Source organism: Fructilactobacillus sp. X1R3C1, assembly GCF_059901545.1.
In genome coordinates this window covers 275,266-301,154 of the sequence record NZ_JBWXUT010000002.1, presented here as the reverse complement: position 1 = coordinate 301,154, position 25,889 = coordinate 275,266, and the positions used below count along the sequence as shown (strand labels likewise).

Sequence of the window (25,889 nt, the reverse complement as noted above, 5' to 3'; positions counted from 1 at the left end):
TCATGAAGAATGTTAGTGATGAGATGAGCCAATTGATGAAAAAGAAAAATTTGAATCATAATTACCAACAGTTAATGAATTCGGTTTATTCTGATCCAGACGTTAAACAATTTTTAAGTGACAATGAGAGTGAGTTAAGTGATGATGTTGTGAAACGGTCGGCATCAAAACTGTATGAATTTGTCAATGAAAAGAAAAAGTTGGAAGAGGGAAACGCTAACTTTGCTAAGGGATACCAACCAACTTTGGTTTTAAGTGACCATTTGATTGACGTTTCGTACGAACCTACGCAAGCGTTGTTAAACAAGCAGAAGCGAGAACAATTTGCGTCACGCATTAAGTCCATTTCAATGCCCAAAGAAATTAAATCGGCAAATTTAAGTGACTATGAACAGACAGCTGAACGAGCTCAAGCTTTGGAAGGAGCACTTGATTTTATTGGTTCATATGAAAATAATCCTCAGCATTTTCAGAAGGGGTTGTACCTATACGGTCCCTTTGGCGTAGGTAAAACTTATTTACTTGGAGCAATTGCCAATCGTTTGGCCTCTGACGGTTATAGTTCGGTTTTGATTCATTTTCCAAGTTTTGCCGTTGAAATTAAAAATGCAATTGGAAACAATCAAGTTGGCGGTAAGCTGGATGAAATTAAAACTGCTCCAATTTTGATGATTGACGATATTGGAGCAGACTCAATGTCATCTTGGATCAGAGACGACATTCTTGGGGTTATTTTAGAGTATCGAATGCAAAATGAGCTTCCCACCTTTTTTAGTTCTAACTTTTCCATGGATCAATTGGAACAAGAGCATTTAAAGGTTAATGCTCAGGGAGATGTGGAACCACTTAAAGCTAAGCGATTGATGGAACGAATTAAATTTTTAGCAAAGCCCATTGAACTTGATGGTAGGAATCGCAGGAATAAATAATGATTATTCTTGACATGTAACAGGTCGTTGTTTAGACTGTTAATTGTTAAGGACATAAGTGATTACGAATTTCACAGAGAGGATAGGTTTTCTGGAAACTATCTGTTTGGAGTAACTTACTTACCACCTTTATTAAATGACATTAATAAATAGGTTTTAAACGAGATGTCCAAATAAATGGACGAATTTGGGTGGAACCGCGCTAATGGCGTCCCTAGTATTTACTTACTAGGGACTTTTTTTATGAAAGGAATGAGTAAAATGGCTAAATTATCATTTGAGTTTCCAGATGGTAACAAGAAAGAATTTGATTCGGGGGTTACTGCGGCAGATATTGCCAAGTCAATTTCAGTTAGTCTAGCCAAAAAGGCAGTTGCGGCTAAGATTGATGGAAAAGTTGTTGATTTGATGCAACCACTAAAAGATGGTGGCAAGATTGACATCATTACTTCCGGTTCTGATGAGAGTCTTAAAATCCTACGACAGGGTGCTGCTCAGTTACTGGAAACGGCGGTCAAAGAAAAGTATCATGATATTCGCATTGGTGAAATTGCCGCGGATGAAGATGGTTTTTTTGTTGATACTGACAAAGAAGATCGTCAAGTTAGTTCAGATGAACTTGATGAATTAGCTGATAAAATGAAAAAGATCATTAAAAATAATGCTACGGTCGAAAGGGTTTATCTAAGTAAAGATGACGCTTTAAAAGAAGTTGATGGTGATCCTTATCAAGCACAACTAATTGCCAACATTGATTCTGATAATATTCTTTTTTACAGTATCGATGGTGTTAAAACGCTAGCTCAAGGGGTAGTAGCTCCAAGTTTGAAAGATCTAAAACACTTTAAGCTCCTGTCTGTTGCTGGTGCTTATTGGGAAGGTAAGTCATCCAATCCAATGCTTCAAAGAATTTATGGCACGGCTTTCTTTAAAGCAGATGACCTAGATGAAGATTTGAAGAAGCGTAAAGAGGCTAAAGAGCGTGACCATCGTGTTATTGGGAATAACCTCGACTTATTCTTTGTCGATCCAAAGGTTGGGGCTGGTCTTCCTTACTGGATGCCAAAAGGTGCAACGATTCGTCGTACAATTGAGCGTTATATCACTGATAAAGAGATTGCTCATGGTTACCAACATGTTTATACCCCAGTATTAGCTAATTTGGATTTGTATAAGCAATCTGGTCACTGGGATCACTATCGAGACGACATGTTTCCACCAATGAAGATGGATGATGACGAAATGTTGGAATTACGTCCAATGAACTGTCCATCTCATATTCAGATCTACAATCACCATATTCGTTCTTATAAAGAGCTTCCTCTACGAATTGCTGAACTAGGAATGATGCATCGATACGAAAAGTCTGGTGCACTTAGTGGTCTTCAACGAGTTCGTGAAATGACTTTAAATGATGGTCATACTTTTGTTGCACCCGATCAAATTCAAGAAGAATTCAAAAAAATCTTGAATTTGATGATGGAAGTTTATCATGATTTTGACATTAATAACTATACGTTCAGATTAAGTTATCGTGATCCCAAGAATACCGAAAAGTACTTTGACGATGATGAAATGTGGAACAAAGCGCAAACGATGTTAAAGGGCGCTATGGATGACTTGGGCCTTGATTACGTTGAAGCCGAGGGTGAAGCTGCATTTTACGGTCCTAAGCTTGATGTTCAAACTAAGACGGCTCTAGGAAATGAAGAGACGTTATCTACCATTCAACTTGACTTTATGTTACCGGAACGATTTGATCTTCATTATGTTGGTGAAGATGGTAAGGAACACCGTCCGGTTATGATTCATAGAGGAATTGTTTCTACCATGGAACGATTTACCGCTTACTTAATTGAAATGTATAAAGGTGCTTTTCCGACATGGCTTGCACCCGATCAAATTCAAATCATCCCGGTTAGTGATGAAAAACACGGAGATTACGCACGTAAATTAAACGAAAAGTTTCGTGCGTTAAACTTACGTTCCAATGTCGACGAACGTGGTGAAAAGATGGGATACTTGATTCGTGACGCACAAACCAAGAAGATTCCATATACACTAGTTGTTGGTGATGATGAGATTAAGAATAATACGGTTTCTGTTCGTAAGTATGGTGAAGACGATAGTAAAGATATGTCAATTGATGACTTTATTTCAGAAGTTCTTCATGATATTGCTACTTACTCACGTAATGATGATGAAGAGTCTAAGTCAGTTGACAAAATTAAATAAAATTGGTACTATTATGTAGTCAAAAGCAGAAGCTTCCCGCTTCTCGCCTGAGTGATTTTGATCGCTGGGCAATCTACGAATGAAAGTCCTAATGTTTTTAGGTGTAGCGGGTGCTCTGTAGCATCCGCTATTTTTCTGCTTAAAATTACCTGGAGGTGAATTACCATAGCAAGAGATAAGATGGTTAACGAGGGTATCCATGCTCGCGAGTTGAGATTAATCGGTGCTAATGGAGATCAATTAGGAATCAAATCTACTAAAGAAGCTTTGTCAATTGCTGAAGAAGCTAATTTGGATTTAGTTGTTGTTGCTCCCAAAGCAAAACCACCTGTAGCCAAGATTATTGATTACGGGAAATATCGGTTTGATCGCCAAAAGAAAGAGCGTGAAGCTCGAAAGCGTCAAAAAACTGTTAGTGTTAAAGAAATTAGGTTAAGTCCTACGATTGATAGTAATGACTTCAACACCAAACTTAAAAATGCCAAGAAGTTTTTGACAAAGGGTGAACGTGTTCGAGTTTCTATTAGATTTAAGGGACGTGCCATTACCCATAAAAGTATTGGAAGAGATGTCTTAAATAAAATGGCGGAAGCTACTTCTGACGTTGCCGATGTAACTCAACGAGCAAAGATGGATGGCCGAAGTATGTTCTTAATGCTTGCACCAAGTAAGAATGAAAAGAAATAACTCATTTAATTGGGTTATGAATCGATGAGGAGGAATATAATATGCCAAAATTGAAATCAAATCGTGCTGCCGCAAAGCGTTTTAGAAAAACTGCTAATGGTGGTTTAAAGAGTGGTCATGCCTACACTAGTCACCGTTTTCACGGTAAAACTAAGAAGCAACGTAGACATTTACGTGGAACACGTATGATGGCTAAGTCAAACTTGAAGACTTACAAAGAATTACTACAAAAATAAGCGAATAATATAGTTTGTATAGGGGGATTTTAATATGCCACGAGTAAAAGGTGGAACTACCACACGTAATCGTCGTAAGCGTGTTCTTAAATTAGCTAAGGGATACCGCGGTGCTAAGCATCGTTTATTCAAAACTGCTAAAGATCAAGTAATGAAGTCACAGGAATATGCCTTTCGTGACCGTCGTGCCAATAAGGGTAATTTCAGAAAGATTTGGATTGCAAGAATTAACGCCGCCACTAGAAATAATGGATTGAGTTACAGTAAATTCATGCATGGTTTGAAACTTGCTAACATCGATATGAACAGAAAAATGTTAGCTGACTTAGCAGTTAACGATGCTGATGCCTTTTCTGCATTAGCGGAAAAAGCCAAAGCAGCATTAAAATAAGCCTAAAAAACTTTCACCGCTCTTGTTTGGTGGAAGTTTTTTTATCGGATTGGGATGCTCCCAATCTATACATAAATGATTTAAAATAGAAACATCAATTCTTATTTACAGAGAGGTCTATATGCTATCATTATTCAAACCGACTTGGATGGTTAACAATATTTATCAAATTTCCCCAGAAAAACTTGAAAGTTACGGGATTAATGTAATTCTGACCGATTTAGATAATACCCTAATTCCGTGGAATAATCCTGAGGGAACCGTAGAACTGCGCGATTGGCTCAAAAGAGTTCGAGATCATGGAATCAGGGTGATTGTGGTTTCAAATAATAATCGGGAAAGACTAGAGAAAGCTCTTACTAGTCTTGAGTTACCATTTATTGCCCGGGCTTTAAAACCACTTACTTTTGGGATTTTAAGGGCTCTTAAAACGTATCGTTTAAAACGAAGCCAAGTGGTAATGGTGGGAGATCAAATTTTAACGGATATATGGGCCGCTAACAATACTCGAATTAGAAGTATTTTGGTAAAGCCATTGGTTACTTCAGATGCGTGGAACACACGGATTAATCGTTTCTTTGAAACGTTTGTATATGCACAATTGATGCGAAAGTACAGTGATTTAAAGTGGAAGGATGATATTGATTAATGGATAATGATGAAAATAATGAGCCCTTATATTGCATTGGGTGTGGGGCACAAATTCAAGATACCGATCCGAAACAGGCTGGTTACACGCCTAAATCAGCAATCAAGAAGGGAATTGATTCTGGAAAATTATACTGTCAGCGTTGTTTTAAGCTTCGTCATTATAATCAAATTGAACCAATTAACATCTCAAATGACGAGTTTGTAAAGTTATTGAGTGAAATTAGCGACACTGATTCGTTAGTAGTATACGTCGTGGATGTATTTGATGTAGATGGAAGTATGATTCCTGGGATTCAGCGCTTTGTTGGTAACAATCCGATTATTTTAGTTGGTAACAAATTAGACTTGTTGCCATCGTCGTTCAACCAGAACAAAGTTAAAGATTGGTTACGTCAAATGGCAAATAAGAATGGAATTAGACCCATTGATATTGAATTAGTATCTGCCAAGACGAATCAATCAGTCGACGATCTGTTAAAAGCCATTTCAAAAAATCAGAAGGGCCGAGATGTCTATGTGGTTGGAGTAACTAACGTTGGCAAATCTACCTTAATTAATCAAATTATCCAACAAAGCACTGGTGAGAAGCAGGTTATTACGACCTCTAAGTTTCCTGGTACTACCCTCGATTTGATCAAAATACCGTTGGAAGATGGAAAAGAATTGATCGATACACCTGGTGTCGTTCATGAAGATCAGATGGCTCACTATTTAAGTTCTAAAGACTTGAAGTATGTTTCACCGCAAAAACGGATTAAACCCAGGACTTATCAGTTGGATCCAGGGCAGACGTTATTCTTAGGTGCGATTGGCCGGTTTGATTTTATCTCGGGGGAACGTCATGGCTTTACCGTTTATGCTGACAATAATCTGATGATTCATCGAACCAAATTAACAAATGCTGATGAATTTTTTGAGAAGCATGCCGGTGAATTATTGACCCCACCAACTGGTAAGGACAACGTCGTTGGGTTAAAACGACATGAATTTAAAATTACTGACAGAAGTGATTTAGTGATTGAAGGACTGGGATGGATTACCGTCCCGAAAGGCTCCACGGTTGCTGGATATGCTCCTAAAGGTGTGTCAGTGTTAGTTAGAAAAGCAATGTTTTAGGAGTATTTAATAATGAATTTAAAGGGAAAACAAAAACGATTTTTAAGAGCAAAAGCGAATCATATGCGGCCCATTTTCTCAGTTGGAAAGAATGGGTTAGATGAGACTTGGATGAATGAAGTTAAAAATGCTGTTGATCACCGTGAATTAATTAAAATTAATCTTCAACAGTCTGCCGATGTGGATGTGAGTGACGTTAAACAATTTATTGAGAATAACTCGGACATCCAAGTTGTCCAAACGATTGGTAAGACACTTTTATTGTTTAAGGAATCGAGTAAGGACAATTATCGTAAATTATCGATTGAAGTGGCAAATTTGTAGGAGATTGATTGATGCGCAAAAAGGTTGGAATTTTAGGTGGAACTTTTAACCCCATTCACTATGGTCATTTAATTATGGCTGAACAAGCTTTAACCCAATTAAACCTCGATTTAGTTCTATTTATGCCCGATTATTTGCCACCACATGTTGATCATAAGTCCGCAATTGATGCTTCTGATCGGGTTAACATGATTAATTTAGCCATTAGGGATAACGCTAATTTTAAAATTGAAATGATTGAAGTAAATCGCAAGGGGAAAAGTTATAGCTATGATACGATTAAGGAATTAACTAAAATTCATCCCGATGTTGATTATTACTTTATCATTGGTGGCGATATGGTCGAATATCTGCCAAAATGGTATCGAATTGATGATCTTATTAAAATGGTTAAATTTGTTGGCGTTAATCGTCCGGGTAATTCTGAGTCTTCTAAGTACCCAGTAAGTTTTGTTGACTCACCTGAGATAGCTATTTCATCGTCTTTAATTAGATCACATCTTGAAAAGGGTGAAAGTGTCAGATATTTGTTGCCAGATGCGGTGTTACGGTACATTAAGGAGCATGATTTATATGGATAAAGAGAAAATTAATTATCAAAAATATTCTAAGTATGATCGTGATCAAATTGTTGCCAAACTAAAAGCGACGTTAAAAGAGAAAAGGTTTCAACATTGCTTGCGAGTTGAAGAGACCGCCATTACCTTAGCACGAGAGTTTAATGTGGACGAAACTTTAGCTGGACTTAGTGGTCTGGTTCATGATTATGCCAAACAACGGCCGGATTCGGAATTTATTGACATTATTAAGTCCCATCATTTGAATCCAGAACTACTTAATTATGGAAATGCTATTTGGCATGGCTACGTAGGTTATCTGATTGTGGAATCAGAACTTGGGATTCATGATAATCGAATTCTAAACGCGATTAAATATCATACGATCGCATCGCCTGACATGGACAAGGTTGCACAGATTACTTATATGGCTGACTACATTGAGCCGGCCCGTGATTTTGATGGGGTTGAAAAGGCTCGTAAGATTACCAATCAAAATTTATGGGATGGTGTTAAATATCAAACTAAAAGTACCATTTCATATTTGGCAAGCAATGGAAAGGCAATTTATCCCGGTGCGATTACAGCTTTTAATGTAATTGTTGCTGGTAAAAAGTAGGGGATTATATGGATAATAATAAAATTTTACAAAATATTGTTGAAACTGCTGATAGTAAACGCGCCCACGATATTGTGGTTTTAGACATTGAAGAATTGTCGTTGGTCGGTCGTTATTTTGTCATTATGGATGCTCCTAGTGTTCGTCAGGTGAAGGCAATTGCAAATGATATTATTGATCGATTGAGTGAGGAGCACGTTGAAGTTTTACGGGTCGAAGGGCTAAATACAGGATCTTGGGTATTAATTGACCTCGGTGATATTATTATTCACGTCTTTAAGAGTGAACAACGGTCCTTTTACAACTTAGAGAAGCTTTGGTCTGACGCTCCTGATCTTGATATAACTGATTGGGTCAGTGAAGACTGATATGATTTATTCTGAGTTTGCGTCATTTTATGATAAATTATTTGACAATCATCTATATCGAAAGTGGTATGAGTTTGTAGCTGATAACGTCCCTAAAGAAAAACATATTTTAGATTTAGCCTGTGGGACTGGTCGTCTTTTGGTTACTTTAAAAAAAGCAGGTTATGTCGTATCTGGAGCTGATTTATCGGATGATATGCTGGCCATCGCAAATGATCATTTAAATGAAAGCCATGTGTTTGACGTGGCGTTAATTAATGCCAATATGCTAGACTTGGATGGTGTACCCAATTATGGTGCCATTACGTGTTTTGACGATTCGATTTGTTATTTAGAAAATATTGAGCAAGTTAAAACAATGTTTGCTCAGGTTAAAGGACATCTTGTTAAGAATGGTAAATTCTTATTTGATGTGATCACCCCTTATCAGACCGATGTTGTTTATCCAGGCTATATGTTTAACACCAACGATGGTGACCATGCTTTTATGTGGAATACCTTTGTTGGTGATTTTCCTCATTCAGTGGAACATGATCTATCTTTTTTTGATTACAATCGGAATATTAACGGTTTTGATGAATATAATGAAACCCATAAAGAACGAACCTATCCCTTGGTAAAATACACTCAGGCACTGAATGAAGTCGGATTTAATAACGTTAAGGTGACGAGTAACTTTGGAAAAGATAAGGTTAAAGATGATACTACCCGTTGGTTCTTTGTATGTAGTGAGGAATAATCCAAATGAAAGCTGTTGGAATAATAACCGAATATGATCCTTTCCATAATGGTCATCTTTATCAATTACAGGAAGCTAAAAGACGAACTGAAGCGGATGTAACGGTAATATTTATGAGTGGTAATTGGACTCAGAGAGGCGAGCCAGCTATCTATGATAAATGGATCCGCACTCAGATGGCTTTAGATAACGGAGTTGATTTAGTAATTGAACTTCCAATATCGGATGCGGTTCAACCTGCCAGTATTTTTGCAGAGCGGTCGATGAAACTTGTAGAAGCTTTGGGCTGTTCATACTTATCGTTTGGTAGTGAGCACAGTGACTGGAATTTTACGAAGTTGGCATCTATTGACGTTCATCCGTCTGATAATTTTCATAATTATAATTTTTCCTATCCAAAATTATTTCAACGAACAATTAAAGAACAGAGTGGAATTGATTTAATTAAGCCAAATGATACACTTGCGTATTGGTATGCAAAGGCCAATCAGAAGTTGGGTTCCCCTTTAAAGCTAGTTCCGGTTAAACGGTACAGTAGTGAGCATAATAGTGGAGAGTTGAGTGGAAAAATTGCGAGTGGCAAAGCTATTCGCGCTTCAATTAAATCACATGATCATCGTTACCAAAAGTTTATTCCCAATTCTTCTGTCGTCCTAGACAACGAAAAACCAGTTTTCTGGTCAGATTTTTGGCCTTTTTTACGTTATGAATTGACTCAGAGTTCGATAGCTGATTTAAATCAAATTTATCAGATGACTGAGGGGTTAGAGAATCGTCTAAAGCAAATGGCGGTCAAAGACACAACCTATCAAGCATTTATTAAAGATGTTAAGACAAAACGGTATACCTATACTAGGATTCAAAGACTGCTGGTCTATACTTTATTTAAAATAAAGAAAACACAAATGATTAGTTATAATCCAGTTGTCCGAGTTTTGGGAATGAACGATACCGGGAAAAGTTATCTGAATCAAGTTAAAAAAGCAATCCCATATCCGATCGTTGATCGAATTGGAAAAGAAGAATTTAATAATACGTTGGAACTAGAATGCCGTTCTGGAATTCTTTATGGAATGATCAATGGTCGAATGCAAGATAAATTTACTTATCCCATTGTTATATAGAAGACCGTGCTATCAAGGATAGGACCTTGACAATGAATTTTATGGTATGTATAATTAGTCGTGTTGCATTGGAGGTTAAATTATGAAGTGGTCATTTGAAAAACTACTAGGATATAAGAAAGAGCCGTTTACAACCCATGAGACAGTGGATTTAAAAGACGATTTAATGAATCGATATCCGAAAAGTATTCTTGATGCCACTTCCTTTGACGTTGATGTATCTGCTACTCCTGACAAGGGAGATGTGATTATAGATGCTCACGTCAAGGGTAGTGTAACAGTTCCTTCTTCACGATCGTTAACCCCAGTTAAGTTACCCATGGATTTTAACATTAGTGAGATTTATGTGTTAACTGAAACTGCGCTAAATCGATATGATAATGAAGAAGTAGTGTTAGTTGTTGGTGATGACTTGATGATTGATTTTGATAAAGCAGTTGCTGATAACATAATTGTCAACATTCCGATGCAAGTTCTTTCACCAGAAGAGCAAAAAGGCAAAGCAATGCCTGAAGGAAATGACTGGGAAGTTATTTCTGAAGATGATTTTAATCGACAGGTGGAAGAAGATAAAAATGTTGATCCACGTCTTGCAAAATTAAAGGATTTCAAACCTTCAGACGATGACAAGACTTAAAAATTCACTAGTGGAAATCAAATTAAGAGGAGGTTGTGAATAATGGCTGTACCAAAGAGAAAAACTTCTAAAGCAAGAAGAAACATGCGTCGTTCGCATGACAGTTTATCAGTTCCTGGCATGAGTCCATGTCCTAACTGTGGCGAACTACGTAAGTCACATTTTGTATGTCCTAACTGTGGTTACTATGACGGTAAAGAAGTAGTTGCCAAAAAGGGTTAATTTAAAATAAAGAACTTCAAAAACACCATGGGTTTTTGAAGTTCTTTTTTTGTAATAAAAAACCGACAATTTAATTGTCGGTTTTATTTACTCGTTATGATTATGATGCTGTTGTTTTCCCGCATTACGTTTTCGGTTGTTTTCGTGTTCAATCTCAGTTTCGGATTCTCCAGATTTAGAAACTGTATTTTTGGAGCTGGTTGTTGAACTTGGTTCGGCCCCTGTCTCAATCTCTTCTTCTAATTCCTTTGGAATGACAACTTTGGGAGGATTCTTTTGGGCTTTTTCATTAATTTGTTTTCTAATTCGTGGACGGGACAAATTGATGATAAAGGTCTGAACGCAGGCAAATAATCCGCCAATAAAGAAGTAAATTCCTAATCCAGCTGGGGATGAAAGAGTAACAAATAGAATCATGATCGGACTAATTAACATCATAATCGCCATTTGCTTTTTCTGTTCTTTAGGGATCCCAACGGTTGAAAGGTATCCCTGAAGTGCATAAGCCAGAAACGACAAGACGGCTAATAAGATGCTGGATTGGCCTAGTTTAATGCCCATAAAGACGGTATGAGAAACTTCAGGTGAGTAACGAATAGCTGCATACAGAGCAGCAAACACTGGCAACTGGATCAATAATGGCAAGCATCCAATTCCACCTGTCATACTGATTCCGTTGTCTTTATAGAGTTGCATCATCTGCTGATTTAAGGCAACCTGCTGTTCTTTGGTCGTTGCTTTTTTTAGGAGTTGTTGAATCTTGGTCATTTGTGGTTTAACCAAATTCATTTTTTCCTGTTGAATAGTAGATTTTTTCATCTGACTAATCATCATTGGTAAAAGCAAAGTTCTAACAATTACGGTAATTGCGATCAGGGCCCATCCATAGCCACCAACGTATTGTGCTAGCCAATCCATAACGTGTTGCCCGGGAACGGCTAAATAATGATAAACGAATCCAAAGGGACGTCCCTTTGAATCGGTTCTTACACATCCAGTTAAAAAAATGCCAACCATGGCAATAAAACCGAATAAACCTAGTTTCTTAATTTTTTTCATTTAGTTAACTCCTAACTTTTAAGTAACATGTTACATACTAACCTAATAAGAATATTTCAGCAATTTCAAGTTAGATTTTAATTGAAAATGAATTTGGAACTTTTGGAAGTTTAATTGACTGTGTTTTAATGTTTTGGATCTTAGCAAAACTATTGGGTGCAGTTTTAATTGAATGAATAAAATCGTCTAACTCCGACTTAGTCCCATTTGCGATGATTAAAACGGTTCCGTTGGGCATGTTTTGGACACTTCCAGTAATCGAATATTGATCTGCGATTTTTTTAGTACTATATCGAAATCCAACGCCTTGGACAAGTCCTGAAACGATTATTTTGACTGACTGATTGTTTGACAAAATGATTCTCCTTAAAAGCGTTTACCGTAACTGTGATATTATAAGAACAACAATATCAATTCTAATTCATTTTAAGGGGAATATAAATGGAAAGAATTAATTCTAAACAAAACCAAACCATTAAAGATATTAAAAAGTTACATACCAGTAAAGGAAGAAAAAAGAGTGGAGAATATTTAATTGAAAGTTGGCATCTGGTATCCGAGGCAATGAATTATCTTAAAGCAGATCAGTTGGTAACCATCTTAGCAACCGAAGATCAATATTTGGCTCATGGAGATGACCTTTCTGGTGAAAATATCATTGTTATATCAGATGAAGTTGCTACTGAATTAAGTGATACTTCGACAACTCAAGGAATTTTTGCCGTGTGTAAGATTGAAGAACCAAAGATTGATGTTGCTAAAGTTAGCGGAGCTTGGCTTCTGCTTGATAACGTTCAAGATCCCGGTAATATCGGAACGATGGTAAGGACAGCGGATGCCGCAGGTTTTTCTGGAGTGATCTTTGGTGACGGAACTTCTAGTGAATATAACGGGAAGGTTTTACGTGCCATGCAGGGAAGTCAGTTTCATCTTCCGATTATTAAAATGAATCTAGAACATGCCGTTGAGATGTTTAAGAAGCTAAAAATTAAGGTATATGGGACAGAGCTTAATTCCAGTGCCATTAACTATCGAGATGTCCCTTCTAAAAATGATTTCGCTTTAATTATGGGTAATGAGGGGAATGGAATGAGCCCTGGCTTACTAAAATTAACTGATGATAATTTGTATATTCCCATTGAGGGGAAGGCTGAATCTTTAAATGTGGCAATTGCGGCTGCTGTTATCATGTTTCGAATCAAAAATTAAATTGTTTCTTAAAGTGAGTCCTTATGATTGAATGGAACTTATCTAATTGGGTAGAATTAACCTAGAGACGGATTGGAGTAATGTAGTATGGAAACAGAATCGTGGAAAGATGACCCTGAATATGTTTCAATCATTTCTGATTTGTTAGAAAGTCCGCAAATTCAAAAATTAGGTGATTACACCCAACATCACCATTCGACTAGATTGAAGCATTCAATTGCAGTGTCTTATGAGAGTTATAAAATTGCTAAAAAGATGAATTTAGATTATCGAGCGGCTGCCCGTGGCGGATTATTGCATGATCTATTCTATTATGATTGGCGAACCACTAAGTTTGATTTAGGTTCACATGCATATATTCATCCACGTGTTGCCCTAAGAAACGCCAAAAAGATCACTGATATCACTCCGAAGGAACAAGATATTATTCTAAAACATATGTGGGGGTTAACCCTTGCAAGACCCAAGTACATGGAAAGTGTGATTGTTTCACTTGTTGATGATTATTCGGCAGTTGATGAATTTTTCTCACCGATGAAGAAAAAAGTTAAAGGATTATTAAAAAGATAAGTTAGGAGGATATGAGAATGGATTTAACTGATAAAGAAATCATTCATTTGTGTCCTAAATTTCAAGTGGCGTTTCAAATTCTAGGGAAAAAATGGAACGGTTTAATCATTGAATCATTTTTATTAGCCGGACCACTTCGATTTCGCGAATTAGCCAATAAAGTTGAGGAATGTAGTGATCGTGTATTGACCGAACGCTTAAAAGAGTTGGCTAAAGTGGGAATCGTAAAAAGACAAGCTGATAAGAACTCTGGAGTGGTTTATTATCAGTTAACTTCTAAGGGTGAAGAACTTCGTCCGATTATGAAGGCGGTTCATGGATGGTCTGACAAGTGGTGTGATCCTGATCATGCTTGACCAGTGATAAAAATTGCTATAATATTTATTTAAATACAATGATAAAAGAAGTAGTAGACCGACGAACACAGAGAGTTCATGTTAGCTGAAATTGGACGTTACGGTTGAATTCGCTTTTTGATGTTAGCATTGAATATTAAAATGTTCGGTCGATGTCGTTATTCATCATTATAAGTGCACACTTTGGTGTGAATTTGGGTGGTAACGCGATGCTTCGTCCCTTTTTTGGGATGGAGCTTTTTTTATGGAATTGGAGGTTAGTATGGCTTTAAAAGAAGATTTAGAACAAATTAAATCCAGTGGGTTGCAGGATATTGAGGCTACTAGTGATAGTAAAGCTTTAAATGATTTGAAGGTGAAACTTTTAGGAAAAAAGGGCTCAATTACTAAAGCCCTTCATGGAATATCATCACTTCCAGTCGAAGAAAGACCAAAGATTGGTAGCTTGGCGAATAAAGTTAGAGACGAACTTTTAAAAAAGATTGATTCCAAAAGATTGGAATTAGATCAAGTCGCTCTAAACCAAAAGTTAAAGGATGAAAAGATTGATGTCACCCTGCCAGGTGACTCGGTTCCAAAGGGGCATCCTCATGTTATCCAACAAATTATTGATGAAATTGATGATATTTTTATTGGAATGGGCTACCAGGTTCTTTCGGGTCCTGAAGTAGAAGAGGAAGTTTATAATTTTGAAATGATGAATCTGCCGAAGAACCATCCCGCAAGAGACATGCAGGATACTTTTTATATTACCAAGGATATTTTAATGAGAACTCATACCTCACCGATGCAGGCACGAGCACTTCAAAAACATGATTTTTCTAAAGGCCCCTTAAAGATGGTTTCCCCGGGCGTAGTTTATAGACGTGATACTGATGATCCAACTCATTCTCACCAATTTCATCAGGTAGAGGGAATTGTGATTGATAAGCACATTACGATGGCCGATTTAAAGGGAACTCTTGAGGTAATGACACACAAATTGTTTGGGGATAAATTTAAAGTCCGTCTCAGACCAAGTTACTTTCCGTTTACCGAGCCATCAGTTGAAGCAGACATTACCTGTTTTAATTGTAATGGAAAGGGTTGCGATGTATGTAAAAATACTGGTTGGATTGAGGTCCTTGGGGCAGGAATGGTTCATCCTAACGTTTTAAAAATGGCTGGAGTAGACAGTAGTGTATATGGTGGATTTGCCTTTGGGGTGGGTCCCGACCGATTTGCCATGCTGAAATACGGAGTAGACGATATTCGAGACTTTTATCTTAATGATCTACGTTTCTTGTCACAATTTGATTAAGGGAGGAAATAAATTTGCTGATATCTTATGAATGGTTGAAAGACTACGTTCAAATTAAGCTTTCTCCAAAAGAACTAGCTAATAAAATTGAAAAAACGTCAGTTGAAGTTGACTCCGTTTTTAAGCGGAGTGATGGATTAAAGAAAATCGTGGTTGGAAAAATCTTGTCCATTAAGGATCACCCCGATGCAGATCACCTTCACATTACGCAGGTCGATGTCGGCGAACAGGAACCGATTCAGATTGTTTGTGGTGCGCCAAACGTTCAGGTAGGTAAAAAAGTCATTGTTGCCTTATCTGGCGCTCGAATTGCCGATAACGTTAAAATTAAAAAGTCCAAGATGCGTGGGGTTGAATCAAATGGTATGCTCTGTGCCTTAGATGAGATCGGGTTTGATAAGTCATTGGTACCTGATGAATGGAAAGACGGAATCTATTTCTTACCAGAGAATGCCCGAATTGGTGACGAGGTTTATAACTATTTGGGAATGAATGAATCGTTAATTGATTTGGACGTCACTCCTAATCGTGGAGACATGTTAAGTGTTCGTGGAACTGCTTATGATTTGGGGGCAGTATTTAATGAGTCGGTTGACTTCATCGAACATGCTAGTGCTCCAACTGGAACACACGACAGCGAGGAATTTGTTTCAGCAAAGGCTGATACTAATTTAGCGCCAATTTATAAGCTTAAAGTTGTTAAGGGCGTAAACGTGAAGCCTAGTCCACTTTGGCTTCAAATTAAATTATGGAATTCAGGCATTAAACCAATCAATAATGTCGTTGATATTACTAATTTTGTTATGACTAAGGTTGGACAGCCAATGCATGCCTATGATCTTGACAAACTAAAAACTAATAAGGTTGAGGTTAGAAATGCTAAAGATGGTGAGTCAATTACGACTCTAGATGGCAATGACCGTAAATTAACCGACACGGATGTTGTTGTTGCGGCTGATCAGCCAATTGCTTTAGCAGGACTAATGGGTGGAAAAAATTCGGAAGTTACTTCTGACACTAAAAATATTTTATTGGAGGCAGGAGTTTTTGATCCGGTTAAAACCAGGAAGATGGCACAAAAACAGCTCTTACACACGGATGCCTCACAACGCTTTGAACGGGGAATTGACCATGGAAACGTTGAACAAGCACTTGAGTATGCTTCGGGAATGACCCAAGATTTAGCTCTTGGTCAATCTCAACAAGGGGTTGTTAGTGGGAGTGATGTTGAGGTTAAGCCACGAGTGATTTCAATTTCAACTTCTCACATTAATCACGTTCTTGGGACTAATCTTAGTAACGAGGAAATCATTTCAATCTTTAAACGTCTAGGTTTCTCAGTTGAGGCATCTGGAGACGATCTGACGGTCACGGTTCCTACTAGATGCTGGGACATTCAAATTGATGCTGACTTAATTGAAGAGGTTGCCAGAATCTATGGATATGACAATATTCCGTCAACATTACCAATCACTCAAACGACTGAAGGTGGACTAACACCAAAGCAATTAATGATTCGAAAATCTAGAGAAACACTTGAGGGGCTTGGATTAACGCATGCTATGTCATACTCGTTAACTACAAAAGCCAAGGCAAAGATGTTTATGGTAAATGGTAGTCATGAGACTAATTTGCAGTGGCCAATGACAGAAGATCATGCCGTTTTACGTATGAATTTAATTTCAGGATTATTGGATGATGTGGCATATAACCAGGCTCGAAACGTGCTTAATGTGCCACTTTATGAGCAAGGTCGTGTTTTTTATAAGCAAACTCCTGATCAGATAAGACCAGACGAAGTGGAACATATTGCTGGTGTCATTTCTGGATCGTTAGTTGCTCCAAGCTGGGACCAGAAAGCTAAGTCAGTTGATTTTTATCAAATTAAGGGAATTCTTGAAAAATACTTAGAAAGTCTTTCCTTAAAGGGTGACGTTACTTATGTTGCGACTGATAAAATTCTCGAAATGCATCCAGGTAGAACAGCGCTTGTTAAACTAGATGATCACATCATCGGTTTTGTGGGAGAAGTTCATCCAGAAGTCGCTAAACAATTTAAGATTAAAGAAACCTATGTTTTTGAACTTGACCTTGATTATTTAAATGTGGCTCCTAAGTCTGGACAACAATACCAAAAGGTTGGTCAGTACCCTGCTATTCATCGTGATATTGCTATGTTAGTGGATCGTACCATTACTAATGAGGACATATATAATGTAATTATTAGGAGAGGTGGCGCCTACTTACAGAATGCTGCCGTATTTGACGTATATCAGGGGCAAAATGTGCCTGAAGGCAAAAAATCAATTGCCTATTCATTGATTTTTGAAGATCCTAACGCCACTTTGAAAGACGAGACTGTTGATAAAGCGGTCGATAAAATTCAAAAACGTTTGACCACTGAATTAAGCGCTGAGATTAGATAAGGGTGGATTCATAATGAGTGAGAGAAAAAGGCATTTGGGTGGTTTTATTTCCAAAATTAAAACTAGTTCATTTGGGAAGAAAATTATTTATTCCGTGATTGCAATTATTGTAATTTTAGTAATTGCAATTGCGTTATTTGGACATCACTATTTTAAAACTTCACTTCAACCACTGGATCCTCATGATAATGAAGTGACTCAAGTTGACATTCCAAGAGGTGCTTCCACCAAAAAAATTGGGGCAATCTTACAGAAGTCAGAGGTAGTTAAAAGTGGAATGGTATTTAATTACTATGTAAAATCACACAACATCACTAGTTTTAAGTCAGGATATTATCAATTAAAGCCGTCAATGTCCCTAGATACGATTGCCAAGAGTTTACAAAAGGGTGGAAGTTTCGAACCCATTCAAAGCACTGATAGTAAAGTTACCGTTCCAGAAGGAGCTAACATCGACCAAATTGCGGATATTGTGGCTAAAAATACCGATTTTTCTAGGGCAGAATTTATTTCCCTGATGAAGAATCGTAATTTCTTTGATGAAATGACCAAGGATTATCCAGAATTACTGGGGTCCGCTAAAGATGCCAAGGGGACCCGTTATCTTTTTGAAGGATACCTTTATCCAGCGACATATCCCGTCCCTAAACATTCGTCGTTAAAGATGATGGTCAGTTTAATGCTCGCTAAAAGCAATCAAATGTATGGTCCATATTATCAAAGAATGAAAGAGCAAAAGCTGACGGTTCAGCAAACTTTAACGTTAGCATCTTTGATTGAACGTGAAGGTGTAGGTCAAAATGATCGTAATAAGATGGCTGGTGTGTTAAGAAATCGCATTGAAAAAAAGATGCCACTTCAATCGGATGTGGCCGTTTTGTATGCACTTCATAAAAACTCAAAGACACTTTCAAAACGTGATTTAATGGTTAATTCCAAATATAATCTTTATGTTAATAAAGGGTTTGGTCCTGGACCATTTGATAATCCCTCGATAAGCTCAGTTCAAGCTGTGCTATATCCAACTGATATGTCTAAAGGATATTTATATTTCTTGGCCGATCCGAAAACTAAAAAGATTTATTACGCTAAAACCTTAAAAGAACAGCAAAATAACATTAAAACTCATATGGATCGATAGTGGAGGATTAAAATAGTGAAAAGCAAAAAAAGACCTGTAATTATTGGAGTTACTGGAGGTTCTAGTAGTGGCAAAACTACGGTAAGTAGGTCAATCTTGAATCGTTTGCTGGGACATTCAATTGCAATCTTGCAGCAAGATTCTTACTATAAGGATCAATCCAATATGACGATGGACGAAAGAAGACAGGTTAACTACGATCATCCGCTTGCTTTTGACACTGATTTAATGGTTAAGCAATTGAAGCAGCTGTTAAACTATGAATCAATTGAGAAACCGGTTTATGATTATTCCAAATTCACCCGGAGTGGTGAAACTGTTACTCAAGAACCACGTGATGTAATTATTGTTGAGGGGATTTTAATCCTTGATGATAAAAGGCTCCGGGACCTAATGGATATTAAAGTTTATGTAGATACTGATGCTGATATTCGCGTCATTAGGCGGATTGAGCGGGATACCAAAGAACGTGGTCGAACGCTTGATTCGGTAATTCAACAATATTTAGCAACCGTTCGCCCCATGCATCTCCAATTTGTTGAACCCACGAAACGATATGCTGATATAATTATTCCTGAGGGTGGCAAAAATCAAGTAGCAATTGACTTACTAGTTACTAAAATTCAGTCAATTTTAAATGATGTTGGTGACGATCCGATTAGTAATGCAATTGATACGACAATATAATTAAGTTGCCAAACTTTAATTTAAATGGTATTTTAATTTTGAATAAAATAGTGAGGTGTAAGAATGGCTGAAGATGAAATGTACCCGATGACTGAAGAGGGGAAAGAAAAGCTCGAAACTGAATTAAAAGATTTAAAGGTCAATCAAAGACCAAAGATTGTTGATCGAATCAAAGTCGCTAGAAGTTACGGCGATTTATCTGAAAATTCTGAATACGAATCTGCCAAAAACGAACAAAGTATGTTAGAGAGCAGAATTGCTACGGTAGAGCACATGCTACAATATGCTCAAGTGGTTGATAAAGAAGAGACCGACGAAGACGAAGTGACCGTTGGAAAAGAAATTCAGTTTAAGGAACTACCTGATGAAGAGCCAGAGACATTTACAATTGTCGGAGCTGCTGAAGCTGACCCGATGAGTGGAAAAATCTCGAATGATTCTCCAATTGCACAGGCTTTGCTTGGCCATAAAGTAGGGGAAAACGTTGATATTGATATTCCTGCTGGCGTAATGCATGTCAAGATATTATCAGTTAAATAATAATTTTAATTTAAAATAGGGCAATCGTCTCAAGTGACGATTGCCCTATTTATTATATCTTTTTTTAAACCAACTTCTTAAAATTAAGGTGAGAAGTGTCAAAGCACTAATGATTATTCCTATATTTAAGAATGGTGGCCAATATGAAAGCTGAATGTGCTTCATTCCCTTTCCAGTTTTAAGTGCAATGAAGTAATGATCCCATTTCGTGATTGAATGTTTCTTTCCGTTTATTTGGGCACTCCAGCCCTTCGAATACGGAATACTTGAAGCAATTACTGAATTAGAACCGTTTGTCTTTATATCAGCCTTTACCGTTCGTGCGTTTGGGCTGGATATTTTTTTGGTTCCCGATCGAAGTTTTCGATCGGTTTGCTTAAATAAAGAATTATTTAGCTGGTATAAAGTAAAGTTTTCTAACCAAAGTGATGACTTTTTCAAGCTGATTTTTACTTTAATCTTTTTGTTTTTTGCATTATTGGCAATGTTAATGATCTTAGTCGAATTAGATTCAGGACTAAGTGATAGTTGGTTACCATCAACTGATAAATCACAGTTACCGTTATTTAACGCTGTTCCCATCGTTAAGTAGTAAGAGTCATTAGTTTTTGGCTTAAACGTGAGATCAAGCGAGGCCGGCTGTAAGACGTTGACTTTGTTGAAGATGGTGCCAGTAAGTTGATTGTGTTTGGTTACGTTGTTATATCTGACGTGATTGAAGTTACTGCTCGAAAAGAGGTGACTTTGGACTTGGTTGTCCCCCGTTAGATTTGACCATAATTGTGCTTGGTATTGAATGGGATCTGGACTGGCAGCATTTTTGTGGATTGATTGGTTACTGGCTCTAAACATCATTGGTAACGCATACGGGTCTTCGTATATTGAGAATCCCTCAGATGATCCCATGTTTTTGTATGAGTTTTGGTCATATCGTTCTGGGAATTCTCTAATACCTGGAACGTCAACTGAAGCTGTGTAGGGACGAGCCAGATGGTATTTCATTGAGAGCAGTGCATCTGAAACCATGGTCCCACTGGAATATTCAATTACACCATCGCCATTTGGCTGACCAATTTTTCCAACTAGATCAGACATTTTAGGATTCATGACGGATGAAAATAAGGAAGCACCATAAAAATTAAAGTTAAAGGGGTCGTTTTTAGTTCGGGAAAAGTCCTTGCTGATTCGATATGGGCCATCTAAAGAATGATGTTTCAGGTAAGTTGTGACATGATCTAATTTATTTACGTAACCACGGTATTCTGAGTTACTTAAGTATGAGATGTTATTTAAAGAGAGAATAAGATTAATGGTAATCCCAAAGACAATTAGTGAAAAAACACCCAAATTAAACCATTTTTCATTCCGGAAGTGGGTTAATAAAACGATGATGGCGGCTAAAATCATAAGTCCCTCAATCACAATTGTGAACCATTTAAGGTAGTTATATTGAGGCATTCTAATGGTGGTATAAGCGACCATTAGTGCAAGCAATAAAATTATGAGCCACGTTCCAATTTGCTTAAAACTAATTGCCTGAATGTGAGATAAGCTAACTAGCGCGACCATGATGAACCAAAAACATATTACAAACGAAAAACGGTAGGGGTACCAGATTGGAAACTGAAATGCATGCCAAAATAAGTCGAGTGGCTGAAAACACGTTGACAACAGTAAAAAGATGGTCATTACCAAAGTGAAAATTCGAGTTTTTTTGGAGAAGGTTTTATTAACAAAGAAGAACAAAAATAGTACCAAAATCGTTTCTGAAATAAAAAGGTTTGGTAAGCCCTTGGGCATTTGGTCAAAATTAAAGGCCCCAGGAGCAAATTTAGTTACTAAGTCAAGCATTGGATATTCAAATTTAAAGTTCAATTTATCAGAAAATCCCTGGCCCTTGGAGTTAATCAGTGAATAAATGGTTGGCAGAAGAATGAAAGCAGCTAATCCCACCGAAATTAATCCATTTGCGACTAGTCGCAAAAATCCAACAAACATATCTTTGATATTTGAAACATTGATGGCTAAATAGTAGATAGTTAGTGCTACGATAAAAATCGTAATCATGTATGCCATATAATAGTTAATGATCAACATAGCGGTATATGATGTAATGAAAAGTAGTTTTTGGTTGTTTTTTAAGAGTTTAACTAAACCAAGCAAAATTAAAGGAAGTAAAATCATGGCATCGAGCCAAATGATATTTAGGTTATTTGCAATCATCCAACCATTTAATGCATATGCAGTTGCAAATGATGACAGTATGAGTGAAGAATTAGTAAGATGAAGTTTGCGAACTAGAATGGTAAAGGTCAAACCAGATAAGCCAATCTTTAAAAGTAATAGGATGAGAATCCCTGATGGGAGGGATGTATTATTAAAAAAGAGTAAGATAAGGTTTAATGGACTCATTAGATAGTAAGCCCAAGTCCCGATCATTTCATTCCCTAGTCCATTAGAAAACGAATAAAGAATTGATGAAGGATGGTGCAAGATGGCTCTTCTAAAATATGCAAAAAAATCAATGTACTGTTGTCCTAAATCAACCGTTAGAATCGTATTATTTCCGAAGGGTGCCATATTGCGATATGCTGCGTATAATGCCATAATAACTAGTGGTATTAAAAAGCTTAGGATTAATGCGAAGTTTTTAGATAGGCTCTTTTTTATTTTTTGGTTAAACATTTAATTACCTCATTAATTTATAAAGTAATGAATTATAATAAGACTAGGTTTGCCGTTTTTCTAATAAATAGAGTATCATATATAAATTAAGAAAAACGCTATAAATGATGAATTCGAGTTATTAATTAGTTAAGGAGCGTTAGCATCGTGAGAAACTTTTTTGATCGGTTATTCAGAAGAAGGAGTCGGGACTCAAGTCGACGAAACGGTAATTCTAAAATTCCATTTCGACTGAATTTTATCTTCGCAATTGTTGGAATATTGTTTGCGGTTTTAGTATTTCGACTAGCATACATGCAGATTTTTCAAGGATCAGTTTATAAATCTGATGTTAATCAGAGCGATAATTCAGTTAAGTATGGTAATGTTCCGCGTGGGATGATCTATGACTCAACCGGGAAAGTTTTAGTTGGTAACAAAACTCATCGGGCCATCACCTATACTAAAGGATTAAGCGTAATGCCTCAGGAGATTTATAATGATGCCAATAAACTTGGGAGTTACATCACCCTCCCAACTAAAGGGCTTACTAAAAAGCAGATTGGTGAATACTACTTGGCCGATAAGACTAACCTTACAAACGCTACTAAGGAAGTTCCTAATGGAACAAAGTTAGCGCCACAAGCAGCCTACAATAAAGCTTTAGATATGATCCAGAATGGGAAAATTGTAAAGGTTACTCCTCGAATGAAGAACGCAGCTGCTATTTTTACGGAAATGAGTGGGGCTTATCAATTATCAACTACCAACATTAAAACGGATGGTGTAAGTAACAAAGAAATTGCTGAAGTTGGTGAACATGCTTCTGAAATGCCTGGAGTTCAGGTTGGAACAAGTTGGTCTCGTGATTATCCATCTGGAAACGAGATTCAAAGTATTGTTGGAAATGTTTCATCTAGTAAAACTGGGTTACCTTCTGATCGGGTTAATGAACTTTTAGCTGAAGGGTATTCAAGAAATGATTCAGTTGGACAAAGTAATTTGGAACAACAATATGAACCAATTTTACGTGGCTCTAAGTCTCAGACCGAGGTTAAAGTTGGAGGGGATAACAAGATTGTTAAAGAAGTTAAGAAGTATCCAGGCCAACGGGGCCAGAATCTTCAGTTGTCCATTAACTCTAAGTTTCAAAATAAACTCCAAGATTTAGTTAAAGGTGCAGAGTCTGGGGGCGTTGGTGATTCAACGGGGGCTTATGCCGTTGTTATGAACCCAAAGACCGGTGCGGTAATTGGAATGGCTGGTGTTAACCGTGATCCTAAGACTGGTAAAGTGACACCAAACGAATTAGGAACCATCAACAGTGCCATTGTAATGGGATCGGTTGTTAAAGGTGCGATGGTTTCAGGTGCCCTAATGGATAAGGTTATTACACCGAATAACAGTACAATGGAAGATATGCCAATTGATATTGGTGGAGCTAAAAAGAGTTCTTGGTTTAACAAAAATGGTGAGGCCAATATGCCGGTTAACGCCCAGGGTGCTCTAGAGGTTTCCTCTAACTCTTACATGATGCAACTTGCTATGAAAGAAGGGGGCTTCAGGTATAAAGCGGGAGGATCACTTAACATGAGTCCCAACATTTTTAACATCGAACGAAACTACTTCAATCAATTTGGTTTAGGTGTTAAGACTGGGATTGATCTACCGGGTGAAACTGCTGGCATTCAAGGACCATCAACGTTTGCTAATATTGGGAAATCTTTGGATGAATCATTTGGTAACTATGATTCGTACACTACGATTCAATTAGCCCAATACATGTCCACCATTGCTAATGGCGGATATCGTTTGAAGCCACATGTGGTTCAAAATGTAAGATCAACCAATACCAAGAACGGACAACTTGGAGCTGTTCAGAATACGACGATGCCAACGGTGTTAAATGAAATTCCAATGACACAACAAGAACGAAACGTTGTTACACAGGGATTGTATCAAGTAGTTCATGGTACCAATAAATATAAAACCGGTGGAGATTTGTCAAGTCTATCTCCCGAAGTATCTGCTAAGACGGGTACTGCCCAAACATTTTACAATGGTAAACCAACTGTTACTCTGAGTTTGGCCTCCTATGCACCATCAAAGGATCCACAGGTAGTGGTCGCATTAGCCATTCCTAATCTTCCGGTTGACGCTGAAAGTAATAACTTGAATCTTGCTAAACAAATTTATCAAGCATACTGGGATGATGTTCAGAATAAGCCATAAAATACTGTTAAGTAAAATTACTTAACGTTCTTTAAATGAGACTGGATATATAGTGCTAAAGATGTTAATATTATGATTGTTGAATTAGTTATAAAAAACGAATATGTTTGGAGGTATTTGACATGCGTGTTCATATCACTTTGGAATGTACTGAATGCCACGAACGCAATTACTTATCAACTAAGAGTCGTAGAAATAATCCCGATCGCTTAGAATTAGAAAAGTATTGCCCACGTGATAGAAAAGTTACTTTACATCGCGAAACAAAATAAGATTTTGGGTTTTTACCCAAAATCTTTTTTATTATAAAATTAATGGGTGATGTAAATGAATAAAAATAAAGTTAGAGAATTGGTTTTAAAAAGAATGAAAAATGCTAAGCCATCGGATCAATTCTTTTATGGGTTGTATGAAGCGCTCTTTGACCTTCAAGAATGGCAGAACGCCAAGGTGGTTGCCACAACCATGAATACAGCCATTGAGATTCCTACAGCTCCCATAATTTTTGCGGCTTTAAATGATGGGAAAAAGGTGGTGGTTCCTCATACACTTCCTAAGCATCAGATGGAGTTTGTTGAGCTTAGCCATACTTTAAAGTTTCAAAAGACTAAGTTTGGGATCTGGGAGCCCGTTAATGGAAAGACGATCATCAGTAATTTGATTGATTTGATGGTGGTTCCAGGAGTTGCTTTTAATCCTGATAGTAATCAGAGAATTGGTTATGGTGCGGGATTTTATGATCGTTATTTATCTCGATTTGACGGCTATAAGGTTTCACTGGCCCAAAAAGCACAAATCGTTTCTGAGTTAAATTGGAAGCCAGATCCATTTGACGTTAGATTGGATCGGATTATTTTTTAGAGGATTTAA

The 25,889-nt window shown here is 37.2% G+C and carries 29 protein-coding genes and 2 other annotated features; of the genes, 26 read left to right on the top strand and 3 right to left on the bottom strand.

Features of this window, described 5'->3' with window-relative positions; genetic code table 11:
- Nucleotides 1-2: 2 nt before the first annotated feature.
- The 15 genes from dnaI (at nt 3) to rpmF (ending at nt 10,835) form a co-directional block, all read left to right on the top strand.
- A complete protein-coding gene (gene dnaI, locus AC6UD8_RS03740) occupies nt 3-929 on the top strand; it encodes a primosomal protein DnaI (RefSeq protein WP_500699523.1) in 927 nt (308 codons plus the stop codon).
- A gap of 261 nt (nt 930-1,190) precedes the next feature.
- The gene (gene thrS / locus AC6UD8_RS03735) at nt 1,191-3,164 is read left to right on the top strand and encodes a threonine--tRNA ligase (protein ID WP_500699522.1); all 1,974 of its coding nucleotides are present in this window, start codon (nt 1,191-1,193) and stop codon (nt 3,162-3,164) included.
- Nucleotides 3,165-3,181: 17 nt separating this feature from the next.
- Nucleotides 3,182-3,306 (top strand) — a sequence feature (ribosomal protein L20 leader region).
- Nucleotides 3,307-3,344: 38 nt separating this feature from the next.
- The gene (infC, locus tag AC6UD8_RS03730) at nt 3,345-3,851 is read left to right on the top strand and encodes a translation initiation factor IF-3 (RefSeq protein WP_500693664.1); all 507 of its coding nucleotides are present in this window, start codon (nt 3,345-3,347) and stop codon (nt 3,849-3,851) included.
- Between the two features lie 41 nt (nt 3,852-3,892).
- Complete coding sequence (rpmI, locus tag AC6UD8_RS03725; protein ID WP_010021583.1) at nt 3,893-4,087, top strand: 50S ribosomal protein L35; 195 nt, start codon at nt 3,893-3,895, stop codon at nt 4,085-4,087.
- A 34-nt stretch (nt 4,088-4,121) separates the two neighbouring features.
- Nucleotides 4,122-4,478: a 50S ribosomal protein L20 gene (rplT, locus tag AC6UD8_RS03720; protein ID WP_010021582.1), complete on the top strand. Its 357-nt coding sequence runs from the start codon at nt 4,122-4,124 to the stop codon at nt 4,476-4,478.
- Nucleotides 4,479-4,581: 103 nt separating this feature from the next.
- Nucleotides 4,582-5,127 carry a YqeG family HAD IIIA-type phosphatase gene (locus AC6UD8_RS03715; RefSeq protein WP_500695754.1) on the top strand — a complete coding sequence of 182 codons (546 nt, stop codon included), beginning with the start codon at nt 4,582-4,584 and terminating at the stop codon, nt 5,125-5,127.
- Nucleotides 5,127-6,245 carry a ribosome biogenesis GTPase YqeH gene (gene yqeH, locus AC6UD8_RS03710; protein ID WP_500699521.1) on the top strand — a complete coding sequence of 373 codons (1,119 nt, stop codon included), beginning with the start codon at nt 5,127-5,129 and terminating at the stop codon, nt 6,243-6,245. Before AC6UD8_RS03715 ends, yqeH begins: the two co-directional genes overlap by 1 nt.
- 12 nt (nt 6,246-6,257) lie before the next feature.
- Nucleotides 6,258-6,569, top strand: a complete 312-nt coding sequence (gene yhbY, locus AC6UD8_RS03705) for a ribosome assembly RNA-binding protein YhbY (RefSeq protein ID WP_500695713.1) — start codon at nt 6,258-6,260, stop codon at nt 6,567-6,569.
- Nucleotides 6,570-6,580: 11 nt separating this feature from the next.
- Nucleotides 6,581-7,150: a nicotinate-nucleotide adenylyltransferase gene (locus AC6UD8_RS03700; RefSeq protein ID WP_500695712.1), complete on the top strand. Its 570-nt coding sequence runs from the start codon at nt 6,581-6,583 to the stop codon at nt 7,148-7,150.
- A complete protein-coding gene (gene yqeK / locus AC6UD8_RS03695) occupies nt 7,143-7,745 on the top strand; it encodes a bis(5'-nucleosyl)-tetraphosphatase (symmetrical) YqeK (protein ID WP_500699520.1) in 603 nt (200 codons plus the stop codon). The genes AC6UD8_RS03700 and yqeK overlap by 8 nt, the downstream gene beginning before the upstream one ends.
- An 8-nt stretch (nt 7,746-7,753) precedes the next feature.
- Nucleotides 7,754-8,113, top strand: coding sequence for a ribosome silencing factor (rsfS, locus tag AC6UD8_RS03690; RefSeq protein WP_500693669.1), 360 nt, complete (start codon nt 7,754-7,756; stop codon nt 8,111-8,113).
- 1 nt (nt 8,114) lies between these two features.
- A complete protein-coding gene (locus AC6UD8_RS03685) occupies nt 8,115-8,852 on the top strand; it encodes a class I SAM-dependent DNA methyltransferase (protein WP_500693959.1) in 738 nt (245 codons plus the stop codon).
- A 5-nt stretch (nt 8,853-8,857) separates the two neighbouring features.
- Nucleotides 8,858-9,976: a nucleotidyltransferase gene (locus tag AC6UD8_RS03680; RefSeq protein ID WP_500696744.1), complete on the top strand. Its 1,119-nt coding sequence runs from the start codon at nt 8,858-8,860 to the stop codon at nt 9,974-9,976.
- Nucleotides 9,977-10,058: 82 nt separating this feature from the next.
- Complete coding sequence (locus tag AC6UD8_RS03675; RefSeq protein WP_500696743.1) at nt 10,059-10,613, top strand: YceD family protein; 555 nt, start codon at nt 10,059-10,061, stop codon at nt 10,611-10,613.
- Between the two features lie 42 nt (nt 10,614-10,655).
- Entirely contained in the window at nt 10,656-10,835 is a 180-nt protein-coding gene (gene rpmF, locus AC6UD8_RS03670) for a 50S ribosomal protein L32 (RefSeq protein WP_010021570.1), read from the top strand.
- A gap of 87 nt (nt 10,836-10,922) precedes the next feature.
- On the opposite strand, the gene yidC is transcribed toward rpmF, so the two are convergent.
- A complete protein-coding gene (gene yidC / locus AC6UD8_RS03665; protein WP_500695709.1) occupies nt 10,923-11,894 on the bottom strand; it encodes a membrane protein insertase YidC in 972 nt (323 codons plus the stop codon).
- Nucleotides 11,895-11,964: 70 nt separating this feature from the next.
- Nucleotides 11,965-12,249, bottom strand: a complete 285-nt coding sequence (locus tag AC6UD8_RS03660; protein WP_500693673.1) for an acylphosphatase — start codon at nt 12,247-12,249, stop codon at nt 11,965-11,967.
- An 86-nt stretch (nt 12,250-12,335) separates the two neighbouring features.
- Between AC6UD8_RS03660 and AC6UD8_RS03655 the strand changes: the two genes are divergently transcribed.
- The 8 genes from AC6UD8_RS03655 to greA all read left to right on the top strand — a co-directional run bounded on the left by AC6UD8_RS03655 (nt 12,336) and on the right by greA (nt 20,123).
- On the top strand, nt 12,336-13,103 hold the full coding sequence (locus AC6UD8_RS03655) for a TrmH family RNA methyltransferase (RefSeq protein ID WP_500696742.1): 768 nt from the start codon (nt 12,336-12,338) through the stop codon (nt 13,101-13,103).
- A gap of 87 nt (nt 13,104-13,190) precedes the next feature.
- A complete protein-coding gene (locus tag AC6UD8_RS03650) occupies nt 13,191-13,673 on the top strand; it encodes an HDIG domain-containing metalloprotein (RefSeq protein WP_500693675.1) in 483 nt (160 codons plus the stop codon).
- Between the two features lie 17 nt (nt 13,674-13,690).
- Nucleotides 13,691-14,029: a winged helix-turn-helix transcriptional regulator gene (locus AC6UD8_RS03645; protein ID WP_500693676.1), complete on the top strand. Its 339-nt coding sequence runs from the start codon at nt 13,691-13,693 to the stop codon at nt 14,027-14,029.
- Nucleotides 14,030-14,058: 29 nt separating this feature from the next.
- Nucleotides 14,059-14,254, top strand: a binding site (T-box leader).
- A gap of 37 nt (nt 14,255-14,291) precedes the next feature.
- On the top strand, nt 14,292-15,329 hold the full coding sequence (gene pheS / locus AC6UD8_RS03640) for a phenylalanine--tRNA ligase subunit alpha (protein WP_500699519.1): 1,038 nt from the start codon (nt 14,292-14,294) through the stop codon (nt 15,327-15,329).
- Nucleotides 15,330-15,343: 14 nt separating this feature from the next.
- Entirely contained in the window at nt 15,344-17,755 is a 2,412-nt protein-coding gene (pheT, locus tag AC6UD8_RS03635; RefSeq protein ID WP_500699518.1) for a phenylalanine--tRNA ligase subunit beta, read from the top strand.
- 13 nt (nt 17,756-17,768) lie between these two features.
- Entirely contained in the window at nt 17,769-18,896 is a 1,128-nt protein-coding gene (gene mltG / locus AC6UD8_RS03630; protein WP_500699517.1) for an endolytic transglycosylase MltG, read from the top strand.
- A gap of 12 nt (nt 18,897-18,908) precedes the next feature.
- Nucleotides 18,909-19,583, top strand: coding sequence for a uridine kinase (gene udk, locus AC6UD8_RS03625; protein ID WP_500693960.1), 675 nt, complete (start codon nt 18,909-18,911; stop codon nt 19,581-19,583).
- Between the two features lie 63 nt (nt 19,584-19,646).
- Nucleotides 19,647-20,123: a transcription elongation factor GreA gene (gene greA / locus AC6UD8_RS03620; RefSeq protein WP_500693680.1), complete on the top strand. Its 477-nt coding sequence runs from the start codon at nt 19,647-19,649 to the stop codon at nt 20,121-20,123.
- Between the two features lie 45 nt (nt 20,124-20,168).
- Here the strand turns inward: greA and AC6UD8_RS03615 are convergent, their stop codons facing one another.
- Nucleotides 20,169-22,808, bottom strand: a complete 2,640-nt coding sequence (locus AC6UD8_RS03615) for a YfhO family protein (RefSeq protein ID WP_500699516.1) — start codon at nt 22,806-22,808, stop codon at nt 20,169-20,171.
- A 147-nt stretch (nt 22,809-22,955) separates the two neighbouring features.
- Between AC6UD8_RS03615 and AC6UD8_RS03610 the strand changes: the two genes are divergently transcribed.
- The 3 genes from AC6UD8_RS03610 (at nt 22,956) to AC6UD8_RS03600 (ending at nt 25,880) form a co-directional block, all read left to right on the top strand.
- The gene (locus AC6UD8_RS03610) at nt 22,956-25,019 is read left to right on the top strand and encodes a peptidoglycan D,D-transpeptidase FtsI family protein (RefSeq protein ID WP_500693682.1); all 2,064 of its coding nucleotides are present in this window, start codon (nt 22,956-22,958) and stop codon (nt 25,017-25,019) included.
- 122 nt (nt 25,020-25,141) lie between these two features.
- Complete coding sequence (rpmG, locus tag AC6UD8_RS03605) at nt 25,142-25,291, top strand: 50S ribosomal protein L33 (protein ID WP_500693683.1); 150 nt, start codon at nt 25,142-25,144, stop codon at nt 25,289-25,291.
- A 55-nt stretch (nt 25,292-25,346) separates the two neighbouring features.
- Complete coding sequence (locus AC6UD8_RS03600) at nt 25,347-25,880, top strand: 5-formyltetrahydrofolate cyclo-ligase (protein ID WP_500699515.1); 534 nt, start codon at nt 25,347-25,349, stop codon at nt 25,878-25,880.
- Nucleotides 25,881-25,889 lie beyond the last annotated feature (9 nt).

Bases quoted from the DNA above. Each gene is read 5' to 3' on its own strand.
- rplT (WP_010021582.1), top strand. From the start codon at position 4,122: ATGCCACGAGTAAAAGGTGGAACTACCACACGTAATCGTCGTAAGCGT.
- pheS (WP_500699519.1), top strand. From the start codon at position 14,292: ATGGCTTTAAAAGAAGATTTAGAACAAATTAAATCCAGTGGGTTGCAG.
- yidC (WP_500695709.1), bottom strand. From the start codon at position 11,894: ATGAAAAAAATTAAGAAACTAGGTTTATTCGGTTTTATTGCCATGGTT.
- mltG (WP_500699517.1), top strand. From the start codon at position 17,769: ATGAGTGAGAGAAAAAGGCATTTGGGTGGTTTTATTTCCAAAATTAAA.
- AC6UD8_RS03675 (WP_500696743.1), top strand. From the start codon at position 10,059: ATGAAGTGGTCATTTGAAAAACTACTAGGATATAAGAAAGAGCCGTTT.
- yhbY (WP_500695713.1), top strand. From the start codon at position 6,258: ATGAATTTAAAGGGAAAACAAAAACGATTTTTAAGAGCAAAAGCGAAT.
- dnaI (WP_500699523.1), top strand. From the start codon at position 3: ATGAAGAATGTTAGTGATGAGATGAGCCAATTGATGAAAAAGAAAAAT.
- AC6UD8_RS03700 (WP_500695712.1), top strand. From the start codon at position 6,581: ATGCGCAAAAAGGTTGGAATTTTAGGTGGAACTTTTAACCCCATTCAC.
- AC6UD8_RS03655 (WP_500696742.1), top strand. From the start codon at position 12,336: ATGGAAAGAATTAATTCTAAACAAAACCAAACCATTAAAGATATTAAA.
- infC (WP_500693664.1), top strand. From the start codon at position 3,345: ATGGTTAACGAGGGTATCCATGCTCGCGAGTTGAGATTAATCGGTGCT.
- yqeH (WP_500699521.1), top strand. From the start codon at position 5,127: ATGGATAATGATGAAAATAATGAGCCCTTATATTGCATTGGGTGTGGG.
- AC6UD8_RS03615 (WP_500699516.1), bottom strand. From the start codon at position 22,808: ATGTTTAACCAAAAAATAAAAAAGAGCCTATCTAAAAACTTCGCATTA.
- AC6UD8_RS03650 (WP_500693675.1), top strand. From the start codon at position 13,191: ATGGAAACAGAATCGTGGAAAGATGACCCTGAATATGTTTCAATCATT.
- greA (WP_500693680.1), top strand. From the start codon at position 19,647: ATGGCTGAAGATGAAATGTACCCGATGACTGAAGAGGGGAAAGAAAAG.
- AC6UD8_RS03685 (WP_500693959.1), top strand. From the start codon at position 8,115: ATGATTTATTCTGAGTTTGCGTCATTTTATGATAAATTATTTGACAAT.
- AC6UD8_RS03645 (WP_500693676.1), top strand. From the start codon at position 13,691: ATGGATTTAACTGATAAAGAAATCATTCATTTGTGTCCTAAATTTCAA.
- rpmI (WP_010021583.1), top strand. From the start codon at position 3,893: ATGCCAAAATTGAAATCAAATCGTGCTGCCGCAAAGCGTTTTAGAAAA.
- rpmF (WP_010021570.1), top strand. From the start codon at position 10,656: ATGGCTGTACCAAAGAGAAAAACTTCTAAAGCAAGAAGAAACATGCGT.
- AC6UD8_RS03600 (WP_500699515.1), top strand. From the start codon at position 25,347: ATGAATAAAAATAAAGTTAGAGAATTGGTTTTAAAAAGAATGAAAAAT.
- yqeK (WP_500699520.1), top strand. From the start codon at position 7,143: ATGGATAAAGAGAAAATTAATTATCAAAAATATTCTAAGTATGATCGT.
- rpmG (WP_500693683.1), top strand. From the start codon at position 25,142: ATGCGTGTTCATATCACTTTGGAATGTACTGAATGCCACGAACGCAAT.
- rsfS (WP_500693669.1), top strand. From the start codon at position 7,754: ATGGATAATAATAAAATTTTACAAAATATTGTTGAAACTGCTGATAGT.
- AC6UD8_RS03680 (WP_500696744.1), top strand. From the start codon at position 8,858: ATGAAAGCTGTTGGAATAATAACCGAATATGATCCTTTCCATAATGGT.
- thrS (WP_500699522.1), top strand. From the start codon at position 1,191: ATGGCTAAATTATCATTTGAGTTTCCAGATGGTAACAAGAAAGAATTT.